Source organism: Gilliamella sp. B3817 (genome assembly GCF_026536705.1).
GTDB lineage: Bacteria > Pseudomonadota > Gammaproteobacteria > Enterobacterales > Orbaceae > Gilliamella > Gilliamella apicola_I.
The window spans coordinates 37479-52541 of the sequence record NZ_JAFNNV010000002.1 but is presented as its reverse complement, the minus strand read 5'-3'; the positions used below and the strand labels follow the sequence as shown (position 1 = coordinate 52541).

14 protein-coding genes are annotated in these 15063 nt (G+C 35.0%); 9 read left to right on the top strand and 5 right to left on the bottom strand.

The genetic code is table 11. The features are described from left to right. Window positions 1–505 precede the first annotated feature (505 nt). Together J3U36_RS02970 and J3U36_RS02965 are read left to right on the top strand one after the other, a co-directional pair. The gene (locus J3U36_RS02970) at window positions 506–1921 is read left to right on the top strand and encodes an OprD family outer membrane porin (RefSeq protein WP_267352543.1); all 1416 of its coding nucleotides are present in this window, start codon (window positions 506–508) and stop codon (window positions 1919–1921) included. Window positions 1922–1932: 11 nt separating this feature from the next. Further along, window positions 1933–4614, top strand: coding sequence for a beta-N-acetylhexosaminidase (locus tag J3U36_RS02965; protein WP_267380686.1), 2682 nt, complete (start codon window positions 1933–1935; stop codon window positions 4612–4614). A 76-nt stretch (window positions 4615–4690) separates the two neighbouring features. On the opposite strand, the gene rraB is transcribed toward J3U36_RS02965, so the two are convergent. Then, window positions 4691–5089: a ribonuclease E inhibitor RraB gene (gene rraB / locus J3U36_RS02960; protein ID WP_267352545.1), complete on the bottom strand. Its 399-nt coding sequence runs from the start codon at window positions 5087–5089 to the stop codon at window positions 4691–4693. A 70-nt stretch (window positions 5090–5159) separates the two neighbouring features. On the opposite strand from rraB, the gene rnm reads away from it, so the two are divergent. From rnm to rluB, 3 genes are all read left to right on the top strand, one after another. Further along, the gene (rnm, locus tag J3U36_RS02955) at window positions 5160–5996 is read left to right on the top strand and encodes an RNase RNM (protein ID WP_267380685.1); all 837 of its coding nucleotides are present in this window, start codon (window positions 5160–5162) and stop codon (window positions 5994–5996) included. A gap of 104 nt (window positions 5997–6100) precedes the next feature. Then, window positions 6101–6724, top strand: coding sequence for an L-threonylcarbamoyladenylate synthase (locus tag J3U36_RS02950; RefSeq protein WP_267380684.1), 624 nt, complete (start codon window positions 6101–6103; stop codon window positions 6722–6724). A 265-nt stretch (window positions 6725–6989) separates the two neighbouring features. Further along, window positions 6990–7874, top strand: coding sequence for a 23S rRNA pseudouridine(2605) synthase RluB (rluB, locus tag J3U36_RS02945; RefSeq protein ID WP_267380683.1), 885 nt, complete (start codon window positions 6990–6992; stop codon window positions 7872–7874). 399 nt (window positions 7875–8273) lie between these two features. Here rluB and pgm read toward each other — a convergent pair whose 3' ends face one another. Together pgm and J3U36_RS02935 are read right to left on the bottom strand one after the other, a co-directional pair. Further along, window positions 8274–9911 carry a phosphoglucomutase (alpha-D-glucose-1,6-bisphosphate-dependent) gene (gene pgm / locus J3U36_RS02940; protein ID WP_267380681.1) on the bottom strand — a complete coding sequence of 546 codons (1638 nt, stop codon included), beginning with the start codon at window positions 9909–9911 and terminating at the stop codon, window positions 8274–8276. Between the two features lie 79 nt (window positions 9912–9990). Beyond that, a complete protein-coding gene (locus J3U36_RS02935; protein ID WP_065559380.1) occupies window positions 9991–10500 on the bottom strand; it encodes a hypothetical protein in 510 nt (169 codons plus the stop codon). A 392-nt stretch (window positions 10501–10892) separates the two neighbouring features. Here J3U36_RS02935 and J3U36_RS02930 point away from each other — a divergent pair, with 392 nt between their 5' ends. Next, a complete protein-coding gene (locus J3U36_RS02930) occupies window positions 10893–11387 on the top strand; it encodes a glycine zipper 2TM domain-containing protein (protein ID WP_267352550.1) in 495 nt (164 codons plus the stop codon). Window positions 11388–11642: 255 nt separating this feature from the next. Further along, window positions 11643–12050: a lactoylglutathione lyase gene (gene gloA, locus J3U36_RS02925; RefSeq protein WP_267352551.1), complete on the top strand. Its 408-nt coding sequence runs from the start codon at window positions 11643–11645 to the stop codon at window positions 12048–12050. A gap of 89 nt (window positions 12051–12139) precedes the next feature. Here gloA and gmk read toward each other — a convergent pair whose 3' ends face one another. Beyond that, window positions 12140–12793, bottom strand: a complete 654-nt coding sequence (gmk, locus tag J3U36_RS02920; RefSeq protein ID WP_267352552.1) for a guanylate kinase — start codon at window positions 12791–12793, stop codon at window positions 12140–12142. 301 nt (window positions 12794–13094) lie between these two features. On the opposite strand from gmk, the gene J3U36_RS02915 reads away from it, so the two are divergent. Next, entirely contained in the window at window positions 13095–13790 is a 696-nt protein-coding gene (locus tag J3U36_RS02915; RefSeq protein WP_267380678.1) for an AzlC family ABC transporter permease, read from the top strand. Then, complete coding sequence (locus J3U36_RS02910; RefSeq protein ID WP_267352554.1) at window positions 13787–14107, top strand: AzlD domain-containing protein; 321 nt, start codon at window positions 13787–13789, stop codon at window positions 14105–14107. Before J3U36_RS02915 ends, J3U36_RS02910 begins: the two co-directional genes overlap by 4 nt. Before the next feature lie 46 nt (window positions 14108–14153). Here the strand turns inward: J3U36_RS02910 and J3U36_RS02905 are convergent, their stop codons facing one another. Then, window positions 14154–15053 (bottom strand): heme biosynthesis HemY N-terminal domain-containing protein, encoded by a 900-nt coding sequence (locus tag J3U36_RS02905; protein ID WP_267380676.1) that lies wholly within the window; start codon window positions 15051–15053, stop codon window positions 14154–14156. Window positions 15054–15063 lie beyond the last annotated feature (10 nt).

The following is a 15063-nucleotide window of genomic DNA, read 5'->3' as shown; positions in this document are numbered from 1 at the left end:
CTATTAATAAATTAAATTTTATCAATAGGGTTTAATCTCAGTATTGGTAATAAGAATTTTTTGATTTTTCTTTTTTCCCCTCCCTATATTTTCATTTCTGACAAGCAAATTTATTTAAACATAGGATTTATACATCTTAATGCGTTAAGCGATCGTCTGGGTAAGTTCAAAACTCTATTAATCTTTTCTTATTTTTTAATATAAAAAAAGTTGTGATATTTATCGAAAAATTAGAAAAAAAAGGGGTATTTTGGTGATTCGGATCACGATTTAACAACATTTAATTTGATAACCAAAATATGTTTATGCATTATGAAAACACCTTATTCACAGGTGTTTTAGATTAATTTAGTAAATTTAACCAATTGTTTGTACAGAAGATTGACATTAATTTTGTCGTATTTTATTGATTTTAGGTAGAAAATGATTTTTTGATCCATAAAGATAAGTTGTTAACGGACTAATCTGATCGTTGATTTAAAAAAGTCATTTCAAGGAAGCAGATATGAATTTTTATAACCCCCTATTAACCACTCGTTCACTCAGTCGTATCACTAAGCTCATTTTGTCTTGCTCCATTTTAATCAGTGCGTTGCCTGCACAAGCAGAATATACCCATCCCTTTGTTGAGGATGCTTCATTAACCGGTAATGTCTTTTTTTGGAATCGTGATCGGGAAAGAAAGAATGTCACTCAACATAAATATGAGAAAAACCTAAGGCATACTTCTTTCAATACCAATCTGGATTTTAAAACAGGTTATATAGCCGATATGTTTGCTTTAGAATTGGGCGGCTATGGTGCTTGGGAAGTCAGTAATGGTGGTAATGGTCATCCTAATGAAATCGGTTTTAGTGGTGCCAATAATCGTTGGGACGAAAATTGGAAAAAAGATATTAGTGGTCTTAGTTTCTATAAAGCCCAAATGAACTTCAAACTTGATGAACTATTTTGGCTCAAAGCGGGGTATATTCAACCGTCAGGACAAACGTTGCTTGCTCCACACTGGAGTTTATTACCAGGCACTTATCGAGGCGTTGAATTTGGTACAAAGCTTGATTTTGACTCTGCGGGGGTGTTATCTATGTCCTATATGTGGGCAGATAAATATAAAGCACCTTGGTATAAACGACTTTATGAATTTAGACAATGGCAAAAAGGAAGAAAGATCGATTACTTACATTCTGCTGGTTTAAAGTATGATTTTAAAAATAATGTCGTGCTAGAAGGCGCATTTGGTCAATCCCATAACTATATGAATCAGTTTTTTGGTAAAGCGTCTTATCAATTAGATATTTTGGATAACCCGTTAACAATGAGTTATCAATTTTATGGTGCGAAAGATCAGTCTCATAAGGGGGCTAAAGTATATGATGGTTTAGCATGGTTACAAGCTGCGACGTTAGGTTATCAAATGGGGCCTGTAGGGTTACGTCTTGAAGGTGTAGCAGTTAAAGCAGAAGGTGAACAAGGATTCTTCTTACAACGAATGACGCCTGATTATGCTTCCTCAAATGGTCGTTTAGATGTCTGGTGGAATTCACGTTCAGATTTTAATGCCAATGGTGAAAAAGCATTATTTGCAGAAGTTACCTATGATTTAAGTCATCTATCACACTATTTATCTGGTTGGAGAACTGGCGCTTCGTATGCTTATGGCTGGGATGCTAAACCAAGTACTAATAAAGATTTTGACCAAAAAAGACGGTTGATTGAATCAGCGTATAACTTCGATTTAGGTTATACCGTACCACAGGGTTTTGCAAAAAATACCTCTTTCCAGTTACATTATACCAAATATAATAACCACTCAAAAATACCAAGCTGGAGTGAAGGTTATGGCAATATTTTCCAAGATGAACGAGATATCAAATTTATTGTTACCGTTCCATTCACTATATTTAATGCAAAACAAAAATAGGTAAAAAAATAATGAAAAAGCTTAAAACTGCAATACTTGCAACCTCGATAGCCTCTTTATTAAGTGTAGGCGTTACACAATCAGCTTATGCAAATCAAAAGACAGTTGATTTAATGAGTGCTCAACTTAATGTTAAATATACTGTTAATGATAATCAGGCAAATGATCATGGTATCAATTGTGCTACTTTAGGTGCGGATTGGGCTGCATGTAATAAAGTGACTATTTCGTTAACAAATAAGGGTTCAGCAATTAATGATAAAGATTGGGCAATTTATTTTAGTAATATTCGTATGATTTTGTCGGTTGACAATGATCAGTTTAAAATTACACACCTAACAGGCGATCTTCATAAAATTGAGCCGACGGATAAATTTGTTGGTTTTCCTGCTAAAGGCACTATCGAAATTCCTATGATTGGTGAATATTGGATCTTGAGCGAAAGTGATATAATGCCTCGTTGGTATGTGACATCGACCAATGCAACCCCTAAAATTATAGCAAATACCAATACAGATTCTGATAATTTATCGGCATTTGTGTCGCCAATTAATCAACACTGGAAAAGAACGGCTGATGATCATAATATTTTAATGACACCCGTCAATCGTTTTCAATATAATGCCGATATTGAAAACTTATCGGCAGAAGCATTACGTGGGCAAATCTTGCCAACACCAAGTAAAATATCCATTGGAAATGAAGATATAACGCTCGATTCGCAAGGGGTAAATTTAGTTTTAAATGGATTAAATCAAGACAGTTTAACTGTTATACAGACTGAATTTAAAGCATTAAATATCCCGATTACTCAACAAGGCTTTAAAATACAAGCAACAATCGAACCTCAACAATTTTCCCAAAAGCAAGCAGGGGCTTATCAGTTAGTAATCAACAAAGACAAAGCAACCATAACAGCTTATGATGAGACTGGAATTTTTTATGCGATCCAATCCATTTTATCGACAATTTATGTCGATCATTCTCATACCATTCCAACACTTAATGTCATTGACTCGCCTCGATTTGAATATCGTGGTGTCATGCTTGATATTGGCCGTAATTTTAAATCTAAACAGGCCATTTTGCGTTTATTAGATCAAATGGCAAAATATAAAATGAATAAATTTCATTTTCATTTAAGTGATGATGAAGGTTGGCGAATTGAGATCCCAGGATTACCAGAACTCACCGAAATTGGTAGTAAACGTTGCCATGATCTTACTGAACAAACTTGTTTACTTCCTCAATTAGGATCTGGCCCTGATAGTAATACATCTGGCTCGGGATATTTAAGTCGTCAAGACTATATTGAAATTATTAAATACGCTAAAGCACGGTTTATTGAGGTCATCCCAGAGATTGATATGCCTGCTCATGCTAGAGCGGCGATTGTCTCTATGGAAGCACGTTATAACCGTTTAATGAAAGAAGGTAAAGCACAGCAAGCGAACGAATTCCGTTTAGTTGACCCAACGGATACTTCTAACACGACAACTGTTCAATTTTATAATCGATTAAGTTATTTAAACCCTTGTCTTGACTCGTCTAAACGGTTTGTAAATAAGATTATTGATGAAATAGCTAGCATGCACATCGAGGCAGGCCAACCTTTGACAACTTGGCATTTTGGTGGTGATGAAGCTAAAAATATCCATTTAGGATCTGGCTACCAAGATTTACAGCTTAAAGAAAAAGTTGCTTTTAAAGGTATTATCGATCAAAGCAATGAAGACCATCCATGGGCTAAATCACAAGCATGCCAAGCTTTTATATCTAAAGGTATTGTCAAACAAATTGAACATCTACCAAGTTATTTTGCTGAGCAGGTTAGTACTATCATTAAGGAACATGGTATTGACCATATGCAGGCTTGGCAAGACGGCATGAAACATGCTGACAGTGCTAAATCTTTTGCTGTTGATAAAGTCACGGTGAATTTTTGGGATACTCTTTATTGGGGTGGGGCTGACTCAGTCAATGAATGGGCAAATAAAGGCTATCAAGTCATTATTTCGAATCCGGATTATGTCTATTTAGATATGCCATACGAAGTCAATCCTAAAGAAAGCGGTTATTATTGGGCTACACGTTACAATGATGAACGTAAAATATTTACTTTTGCGCCTGATAACTTACCTCAAAATGCTGAAACATCGTTAGACCGCGACGGCAATCCATTTACCGCTAAAGGTACACTTAATTGGTCGGGCGCTTACGGATTATCTGCGCAAATTTGGACAGAAGATATTCGTAGCGATAATAAAATGGAATATATGGCATTTCCTCGTTTGCTAGCGGTGGCAGAAAGAGCGTGGCACCAAGCCGATTGGGAACTTAGTTATCAAAAAGATCGTGAATTCATACAAGGGAAAACACAGTATGTGGATCAACAAAAATTACGGCAAGATTGGGTACGTTTTGCTAACTTAGTTGGTCAGCGAGAATTAGCGAAATTGGATTTAATGGGAATAGATTATCGATTACCTATCCCAGGGGCTAAAATTGAGAACAATCAGCTCAATGCTAATATTGTTTTTCCGGGATTAATTATAGAATATTCGACGGATAATGGTAAAAATTGGCATCGCTATACTGATCCCGTGACAATTAAAAAAGGTGATGTTGTATCAGTACGTAGTCTTTCAGCTGATCGAAAAAGAATAAGTCGTATTGAGCAAGTTAACGAGTAATCGAAACAGTTTACCATTTTTATCCAATCACCATTGGATAAGAATGGTAAATAATTAGTTCAATGTTTCTAGGCTATTAATGTAACGTTTCATTGTCAAAAACGCTATCATCTAAAATATCGTCACTTCCGTCTTCAAAATAAGTGCCCCAACCGTCATAATTCACATTAAATTGGTGCGCCAACGTCATAATTTGGGCAATTTGTGCATTGATTAAATCAGCACTGAGGGGGCTTTCAGCGATGATATCAAAACCAATAATAACGTTACCAGAATCATCGACATCTTCATCAGGATCTGTTGCTTCATAACCTAATTTATAGGCTTCTACTGCAACTTTTTCAAGTTTATCAAAGTTTTCTGAAGAAATATGATGTTCTATCAAATACAGCGCATGGGGATCACTTCCATCTTCTAAAAGTTCATCAATAATTGATTGAGTATCTTGTTGGGCAAGCAGAATTTGATCTTTCATAATATACCTTTTAGTGGTCACGCAAATTGTGTGGTATATTACACGTTTAAAAATAATTTTCGAGAAAAAAGTGATCGTAGATTTGCATTCTCATACTATAGCCTCTGATGGTGTTCTATCACCAAGCGAGCTGGTTAAACGTGCTGTCGATAACCAAATTGACATATTAGCGATAACGGATCACGATACCATAAAAGGAATTCCTGAAGCGCAAAAGTTGATCTTAACTGAAAATCTTCCGGTTAAACTGGTGAGTGGAGTTGAAATATCAACCGCTTGGAAAAATAATGAAATTCATATTGTTGGATTGAATATTGATATTGAAAATCAACAATTATTAACATTGCTTCAAGCTCAAGAACAAGGTCGGATTGATCGCGCAATGGCAATTAGCTATAAATTGGGCAAGTTACATATTGATGATGCTTATGAACAAGCAAAGACTTTTTCAAAGGGGGATATTGTGTCTCGTGCACACTTTGCTCGATTTCTTGTTGCTCAAGGTTTAGTCAAAGATGTGAAAACGGCATTTAAAAAATATCTTGGAAAAAGTGGATATGCTTATGTGCCAGCAAAATGGTGTAGTATTGAAGAGGCAATAACGGCGATTCATGTGGCAGGTGGACTTGCAGTATTAGCGCACCCGACTCGTTATGATTTAACTGGCACTAAATTAAAATTATTAATTAATGATTTCAAAACTTGGGGTGGTGATGCCATTGAAGTTTCGCAAAGCCGACAAACACAAGATGACTTACAGCGATTAGCTAAATTAGCCAACGAATTTGAACTGCTTGCTTCGCAAGGTTCGGATTTTCATGATCTGGTTAACTATTTAGATTTAGGAAAAACGACCCCTTTGCCAGGCAGTGTCACACCGATTTGGCATAATTGGAAACTAAATTAATATGGACTAAAATTGCTTTAAGTTAACATGCTATCAACCTTCATGATAGCCAATCTGACATTGTAAAAAGTGTTTTAAATTTAATATTAATATAGAAGAACATTATGAGCCAAACTTTTTATATTCATCCGGACAATCCTCAAAATCGATTATTAGAACAAGTTGTTAAAATCTTAAAAGAGGGTGGCGTTATCGCTTTTCCTACTGATTCCGGTTATTCATTAGGTTGCTTGCTTGATAATAAAAATGGTGTTGAGCGTATTTGTAAAATACGGCAGCTTGATAAATATCATAATTTTACGTTGATGTGTCGAGATTTATCGGAATTATCTTCCTATGCAATGGTCGATAATATCACGTTTCGACTGTTAAAAAATAATACGCCCGGTAAATACGTTTTTATTCTACCTGCAAGTAAAGAAGTACCACGTCGCTTGATGAATGACAAACGAAAAACCATAGGGTTGCGTATACCGGACAACAAAATTGATTTAGCGTTACTGGATCTATTAGGGCAACCATTGATGACCACAACGTTAATTTTACCAAATGAAGAGGAAGCGCAATCCGATCCGGATGAAATTGAGGATAGAATTGGACATCTACTTGATGCTGTTATCCATGGTGGTTATATAGGTCAACAACCTACAACCGTTATTGATTTAACAAATGATTACCCTGATATTATTCGTCAAGGAAGTGGTGATATAAAACCTTTTGAATCGTGATCAAATATTTCGAGAGCTTACTATTAAAAGCATCTGGATTATTTAATCATGGTAGCTATTTATTATGTGTTTTTGAAATATTGAAGTTCAAATTATGGATAATCTAAAGATTTTGTTTGGTAAACACTATCCATTTTTAAGTTAGTCAAGCTGAGCACTATCGTATTAATTGTAATGCTAGTAAAGCAATATGAGTAAATCGTCGTTTTTCACAAAACGAAAAAGATATGGTTAATCTGATACCTGTGAAGGTAGCGAGGAAAATATGAAAAAAGTAAATGACAATACTGAAAAGTTGCAAAAAGTGTTAGCTAATTTAGGTAATGGCTCACGTCGTGAAATTGAAGCGATGATAGCCGCAGGAAAAATTAGCGTTGACGGAAAAATTGCAACATTAGGTGATAGGGTTGATGTAAATGCTAACCCTAAAATTCGAATTAATGGACACATAGTTCAGCTAAGAAGTAAAGAAAAAACGGTTTGTCGTGTATTAGTCTATTACAAACCTGAAGGGGAAATCTGTTCGCGAAGCGATCCTCAAGGGCGAGCAACGGTTTTTGCTCGATTACCGCGTTTAAAAAATGCTCGCTGGATTAATATTGGACGATTGGATATTAATACTTCCGGTTTACTCCTTTTTACCACAGATGGTGAATTGGCTAATCGATTAATGCATCCTCGTCATGAAATAGAACGTGAATATGCGGTACGTGTATTTGGAAATGTGACTGATCAGCAAGTTAATCAATTACGCAAAGGGGTGCAACTTGAAGATGGTCCAGCTACTTTTAAATCTGTAAAAGCGCAAGGTGGTGATGGTTTAAATCAGTGGTTTAATGTTGTCATAACTGAAGGGCGTAACCGTGAAGTGCGACGAATGTGGGAAGCGATTGATGTACAAGTAAGCCGTTTGCTGCGTATTCGTTATGGCAATATAACCTTGCCTAAAGGTTTATCACGAGGAACTTGGATGGAGTTAAGTATTGATTCGGTTAATTATCTACGTGATATTGTCGGATTAGCAAAAGAATCCAAATCATTCATTGACGCCAAAACGGATAAACGTAGTTTCAGACCAAAAAGAACTAAACTTAACAACTTGTCAAAATCATCAAGACAAGCCACAGCCAAAAAACCAACACGAATCTAAAAACTAAATCACATCCTCAATAAAAACATCAATTTATTGGGGATATGATGACATCTATCCAATTTTTCTTACATAAACAGTAAACCACTTATCATTAACTTCACTGATTAAGTTGATAAACTTAATTTTAATTTATAAATTATTTGGTCACTCAATTGTGGTTTAGACCTTGTTATTGTTGTTGTAGATTTTCCAAATTTAGACTTAAATAACTTGAAATTAACAAATATAAATAAAGTAAAATGACTACGAAAACATTAACCGTCAAATGTTCACAATGTGGGTGTATTAAGCATATTTCATTAAGCTATGTACAACTACCTAAAAAATAAAACAATAAAAATATTTTTCGTACATTCATAATTAAAAGCCGACATAACGTCGGCTTTTTTGTTTCAATTACTTAATGGCATTAGCAACAATTTGTTGTGCTTCTTCTTGAAGTAAAGCTAAATGCTGATTGCTGATAAAACTTTCCGCATAAATTTTATACGCATCTTCAGTGCCAGAAGGTCGGGCTGCAAACCAGCCATTTTCAGTGATAACTTTCAATCCACCAATAGGAGCATGATTAGCTGGCGCAGAGGTTAAACATTGGGTAATTTTTTCACCCGCAAGGTGATCGGTTGTCAGTTGGCTTGCATCAAGTTTGGCTAGTTTTTGTTTCTCAGCAAATGATGCGGATGCTTGGATTCTTCCATAATAAGAAACGCCAAATTTATCCTCAAGTTGTTGATATTGTTCTTGAGGGTTTTTGCCTATTTTGGCAGTCATTTCTGCTGCCAGTAGACATAAAATAATCCCATCTTTATCGGTTGACCAAACTTTACCATTCGTTCGTAAAAATGATGCGCCTGCACTTTCTTCACCGGCAAAACCTAATTGACCATCATAAAGTCCTTGGGCATACCATTTAAAACCGACAGGGTATTCTAAAAATTTTCGGTTTAGACTGTTTGCAACGCGATCTATCATTGAACTTGTTACCACTGTTTTGCCAATGGCAACATCTTTATGCCACTCTGGACGGTGCTGAAATAAATAATTTACACAAGCTGAAAGATAAGCGTTTGGATTCATTAATCCTTTTGGCGTAACGATCCCATGGCGATCAAAATCGGTGTCATTACCGAATGCTAGATCAAACTTGTCTTTTAAATTTAACAAACCATCCATTGCCCAGCGGCTGGAACAATCCATTCTTATCACTTCGTCGTGATCTAAATGCATAAAACTAAAGGTAGGATCAATTTTGTTATTTACAATATCAAGATTCAGACCATACTTTTCAGCAATTCGGGGCCAATAGGTAATACCTGCGCCACCTAATGGATCAACGCCTATTTTAAGCGATGAAGATTTAATCAATGCAAGATCAACAATGTTTTCCAGATCGTTAATATAATCAGTCTCATATTCTTTGGTATGAATAAATTGTGAATGAGTGGCTTTGTCTAATGAGACCCTTTTCACACCGTCTAATTGCTGTTTAAGGAGTTCATTTGCTCGATGTTCGATTTGTTTAGTGATGTCAGTATCAGCAGGGCCACCATTTGTTGGATTATATTTAATACCACCATCTTCTGGGGGATTATGGGAAGGAGTAATGACAATACCATCAGCAAGCTGTGATTTTTTATCTTGATTATACGTTAAAATTGCATGTGAAATAACTGGAGTAGGGGTATATCCCCAATCATGTGCAATAACAACAGTCTGTTCGTTAGCAACGAACACTTCAAGCACTGATTTGAGCGCTAATTCAGATAAAGCATGCGTATCTTGACCAATAAAACAAGGACCAGTGATACCATGGGATTTACGGTATTCGGCAATAGCTTGAGCGATAGCGAGTATATGAGCTTCATTGAATGTGCCTTTATTTGAACTACCTCGATGTCCTGAAGTGCCGAAAATCACCAATTGGCTGATATTATCGGTATCGGGTTTAATTCGAAAATAGTTATCTTGTAAGGTTTCCACATTGATTAGATCAGAAGGTTTAGCTAATAATCCCGCTCGGCTATGGTTTGCCATTTTTCGCTCCTCTACATAATTTTTAATCATTTGATAATGGTTACAGCGCTTTTCTGATTAATATGTGACCACAGAAATTTTATTTCACTGATGTTGAAAACACATCTTTAATTTGGTTAATCGTATTTTCTGAAATCCCCATGTCGCTCATGATTGATTCAATGATATAAATTTTTCTTGCCGTATTGGTATTACTGATTACCCAATAAGGTGTGCCAATAATTTCACGAGGTTTAGTATTTTTACCCGAAATCTCTAAAGATTTTTTATCTTTGGCTAGATATTGGCGTTTACTACCATGAAGCGATGTCGCCGCAATGGCAAAAAGTGCCGGATTATAGTTATAAAGCGCAGCGAGTAATAATAAAAAACGACTGATAATCGATTTTTCATTCGTAAAGGTATCGCTGGTTAACAAATCATTGAACATCGAGTAATGACTTTCTAAATGAACTTTGGCGTTTGAGTTAACAGGATCCGCTTCTATTTTTAACAAACGTCGCAATATACTTGATGCATCTTCACCGATGTGTTTTGTTTGCCCTGCAATAAATTTATATAATTCGTCGTCAATTTCGATAGTTTTCATTATGTTAATTATGCCTATTAGATTATCTTACTGGACACCCTTGTACAGCAATATTGTCAATTTTATGTAAGTTTTTTGTTACGCTATTATTTAAACAATCATTATGAACCTCATCTTGCGGCTTAATGTTTGTTATTACGTCATTTTTTTGTTGTTGATATGAATTATGACAGGCCGATATCATAACTGATAATAATAATTGAAAAAATAACCGTTTCATATACTTATTGTATGTCATATAAACTATTAACTTGAGTATACTCCAACTTAAATGTAAATTGTATTATCTATTGATAAAATAATGAAAAAGATATTGTTGTTATTGTAAAAGAATATTATGCTTAATCTGACAAAAAAAGTATAACTTCAATAATATATATGGGGAATCAAATATGAAAAAAATTGTTTTAACAAGTATCATAGTTGCTATCCTTTCGGGATGTAGTAATAGTGATATCTATTCTGGCGATGTTTATACAACCGATCAAGCGAAACAAGTTCAACAAGTAAGTTATGGCACTGTTGTTTCAGTAAGACCAGTTAAAATTCAAACAAATGCATCTAATGGACGAAGTGAAAATGTGGTAGGTTCATTAGGTGGTGCTGTGATTGGTGGTGTACTTGGTAACACCATTGGAGATGGAGCCGGTAGAGCTTTAGCCGTTGCAACAGGTGCGATTGGTGGTGCGTTAATTGGTAACACAATCGAGGATAAAGCAAGCCAATCAAATGCGGTTGAATTAGAAATTAAGCAAGCAAATGGTGCAAATATTGTGATTGTGCAAAAAGGCACAACCAAAGAGTTTTATGTTGGTCAACAAGTTAGATTAGTGAGTAATGGAAGGCAGATAAGTGCTTCTCCTCGTTATACTACTTCAACACAATAGTTGTCATTAAAAGTTACTAACCCATTTATTATTAGTTTACATTCCAAGACTTTTGTTTATACCTTGTATAAATAAAAGTCTTTCTATCTATTTTATATGAAAGCGATTTCATACTCTACTTCATCTAAACTACTAAACGTTTTATCACTCGGTTGATAATGTTTTGCCTGCTATGACATCAAAAAAATTTGCGTCACTAAATATGAACATATAAACTCAATATTAATTTCACTAATAAAAAGGAATATTTTAGCAATGCGCATTTTACATACGATGATACGTGTAGGAGACTTACAACGTTCTATTGATTTTTATACTCAAGTTATGGGAATGAAAGTATTAAGAACAAGTGAAAATACAGAATACAAATATTCGTTAGCTTTCGTCGGTTATGATGATGAATCTGTCAGTTCCGTTATTGAGCTAACGTATAACTGGGGAACGCAAGAGTATGACCATGGTAATGCATTTGGTCATATTGCTATTGGTGTTGATGATGTCGCCAAAATGTGTGAAGACGTTAAACTTGCTGGTGGTAACGTAACCCGTGAAGCTGGTCCCGTGAAAGGTGGAACGACCATTATTGCCTTTGTTGAAGATCCCGACGGTTATAAGATAGAACTTATTCAGAATGATCAGGCTGATCAAGGACTAGGTAATTAACGCTAACGCTTTTATATATCGCCGATAACATCGGCGATATGTGTATTAAATAAGTATCAAATGATTAGTACTCAACTATATCAGCATGATTAATAATTATTGTGCGTTAAAAGTTTTGTGAAGAATGATTGATGAATGACTTCTTGTTTATCACGCTCTAAACTTGCTGCAATAATGATAGAATTAAGGGCGTTTAATGAAGTGTTAAAATCATCATTAATAATCACATAGTCATATTCATGATAATGTGAAATTTCAGCTTGTGCTTTTGCCATTCTTTTACGAATAACTTGTTCGGTATCTTGTCCTCGCTTAATGAGACGATGTTCAAGTTCTGCTAACGAGGGCGGTAAGATAAAAATACTTTTGGATTGTGGCATTTTTTCTCTAACTTGCTGTGCACCTTGCCAATCAATATCTAAAAATACGTTAACTCCTTGTAATAAGCTCTGCTCAATTTCTGCTTTCGAAGTACCATAATAGTGATCAAATACGTTTGCATATTCGACAAATGCCTGCTGACTAATCAATGACTCAAAATGGTCATGATCCACAAAATAATAATCTTCACCATGTTCTTCGCCTGGTCTTGGCGCTCGGGTGGTATGCGAAATTGAAACTTTTGCCGGATACTGATTTTTTTGCTCTAAATAAGCCCGAATCAAACTTGACTTTCCTGCTCCACTCGGAGCCGAAATAATAAAAAGTGTACCCGTATACTGGTTTGATATGTTATTTTTCATATAAAATCGATTTTGATTATCTTAAAAAACAATTTAAAGGATTATAACAAATTTACAGGCGGAGTGGTGCATAGTCGAACTATTTATCTTAATAATTACTATTAACCCGATCAAACTACATTACTGAGTGTAATTACGTTAATGTGATCCTTGTTAAAATAAGTGAATATTTTGCCTAGACTGAAAACGCATAACAAACTGGTCAATCATTTCATTTAAAATAAATTTTAAGATTAATCATTTATTGTTTGACAGTACCGTGTTAATAATTATGATGAAGTCTTTATCAAGAGAATGCGTTATGTCACTCACATTTAAAGATGGTGTTTATGCTTGTATTCCAACGTTACTAGGCTACGTTGGTATAGGTATTGCTGCTGGCGTTGTAGGAAAATCGGCAAATTTAACGATTTTAGAAGTAACTCTACTTGCTGTGATTGTTTATGCTGGAGCGGCTCAATTTATCATAGCTGGGTTAATGTTAGTTGCTACACCCATTACAGCCATAATTTTCACTGTTTTTCTGGTTAATTCCCGCCATTTTTTAATGAGCATGGCAACTGCGCCTTCTTTTCGCCGTTTTTCATTACTGGATAATATTGGTATTGATAGTTTGCTCACAGATGAGAGTTTTGCAGTGGCCATGAATGCAATTGCCAATCATAAACCTGTCAACGCCGTATGGATGCATGGACTGAATGTCACCGCTTATGTTGCTTGGATATTATCCTGCTTAATAGGTGCTTTAATCGGTGAGTGGTTACCCGATCCCACTATGTTTGGTCTGGATTATGCTTTAGTGGCTATGTTTATCGGTTTACTTTATTTACAGTTGATAGGTGACAAAACAAAAAGTATTTATAACAAGATTCTTGTTATGCTCACTGTTTCAGTACTGCTGATCATCTTAATGCGATTTGTATCCCCTGAAATGGCAATATTAATTAGCACATTTGCTGGATGTTTTATGGGAATAGCGATGGAGCGTAAAGTATGACTACTTATAGTTTACTCATCATTATAGGATGTGGATTGGTAACATGGTTACCTCGAATTATTCCTTTTATACTTGTTAGAAAGTTACATTTGCCTGATATTGTGATTCGATTTTTATCGTATGTTCCACTTTGTATCTTAACGGCACTTTTTGTACAAAACCTATTTATTGCAAAACAAGGGCATTTTCCTGATTTTAAGATCGAATACTGTTTAGCTAGTCTTCCCACTATTTTGGTGGCTTTATTGACGAAAAATCTGATGTGCATTGTTGTGACAGGGATGTGCTTTATGGCGTTGATTCGATATTTTTTATAGTACAAAATATTTTATACCTAAAAAAACAGGGCTTGTCGCCCTGTTTTTACGTTCTTTCTTGATCTTTAATTTTAGCCACTGATTCAAGCAATTTATCTGCTTCGACAGTTTGGCCAAGTTGTTTAAGGTAGTTAGCCATTGCTTTTTGATACGCAGTATTATTAAGTATTGCTTTTGGCTGTGATTTCCACCATTTAATTAATGCGAGCGGATCATTATCGGTTGATAACTGTTTGATTCGAGCAATATAAGCAGCTTGTTTAAACTGATCTAATTGAGAATCACTATATGTTTTTACTTTATACATAATAGGTAATAAATCAATAACAGCTTGATAATTACCCATTTCATAATAAAGTTGATCTGCAAGCCTTAATACTTCGGCATTACGTGGCTTTTCATTTAACAAACTTTCAATAATAGTATGAGCACTATCATATTCATGATTCTTAAGCTGTAAGCGAACTTGAACCAATTGGAAAGCAAATTTTTCGCTAGGTTGGCAAGTCGCAGCTGCTGCTTCGAGCATTTGGTTGGCTTGAATCAACTGATCATTATCAATATTCGCTTGTGCCGCTAATAAATAAGATAATGTTGTATTGGTTGCCCCCTTAGCACTTTTCATGAAAAGTTTAGCAGCTTGTTGATAGTTACCTTCAAGTAATAAAAATTGTGCTTGTTCAATTAATTTTTTTGCTTTATGCGGCGATTTTAAACGAAGCCAATTACCGAAAGCTGTTTTAGAATTGAAGATTTTTTTAAATAATCGATCAAACAAATAAAGACAAAAAAGCGCCAACAATAATAAAATAACAAAAGAATTGAAGGACATGCTAATTTTATAATTGGCGATGATAAATACAGCTGAACCTTGATTGAATTGCAATAAAGGCCCTAAAAAGAATCCCCCAACTAATGCTAAGAAAATAACTAATATTTTAATCATTATTATTCTC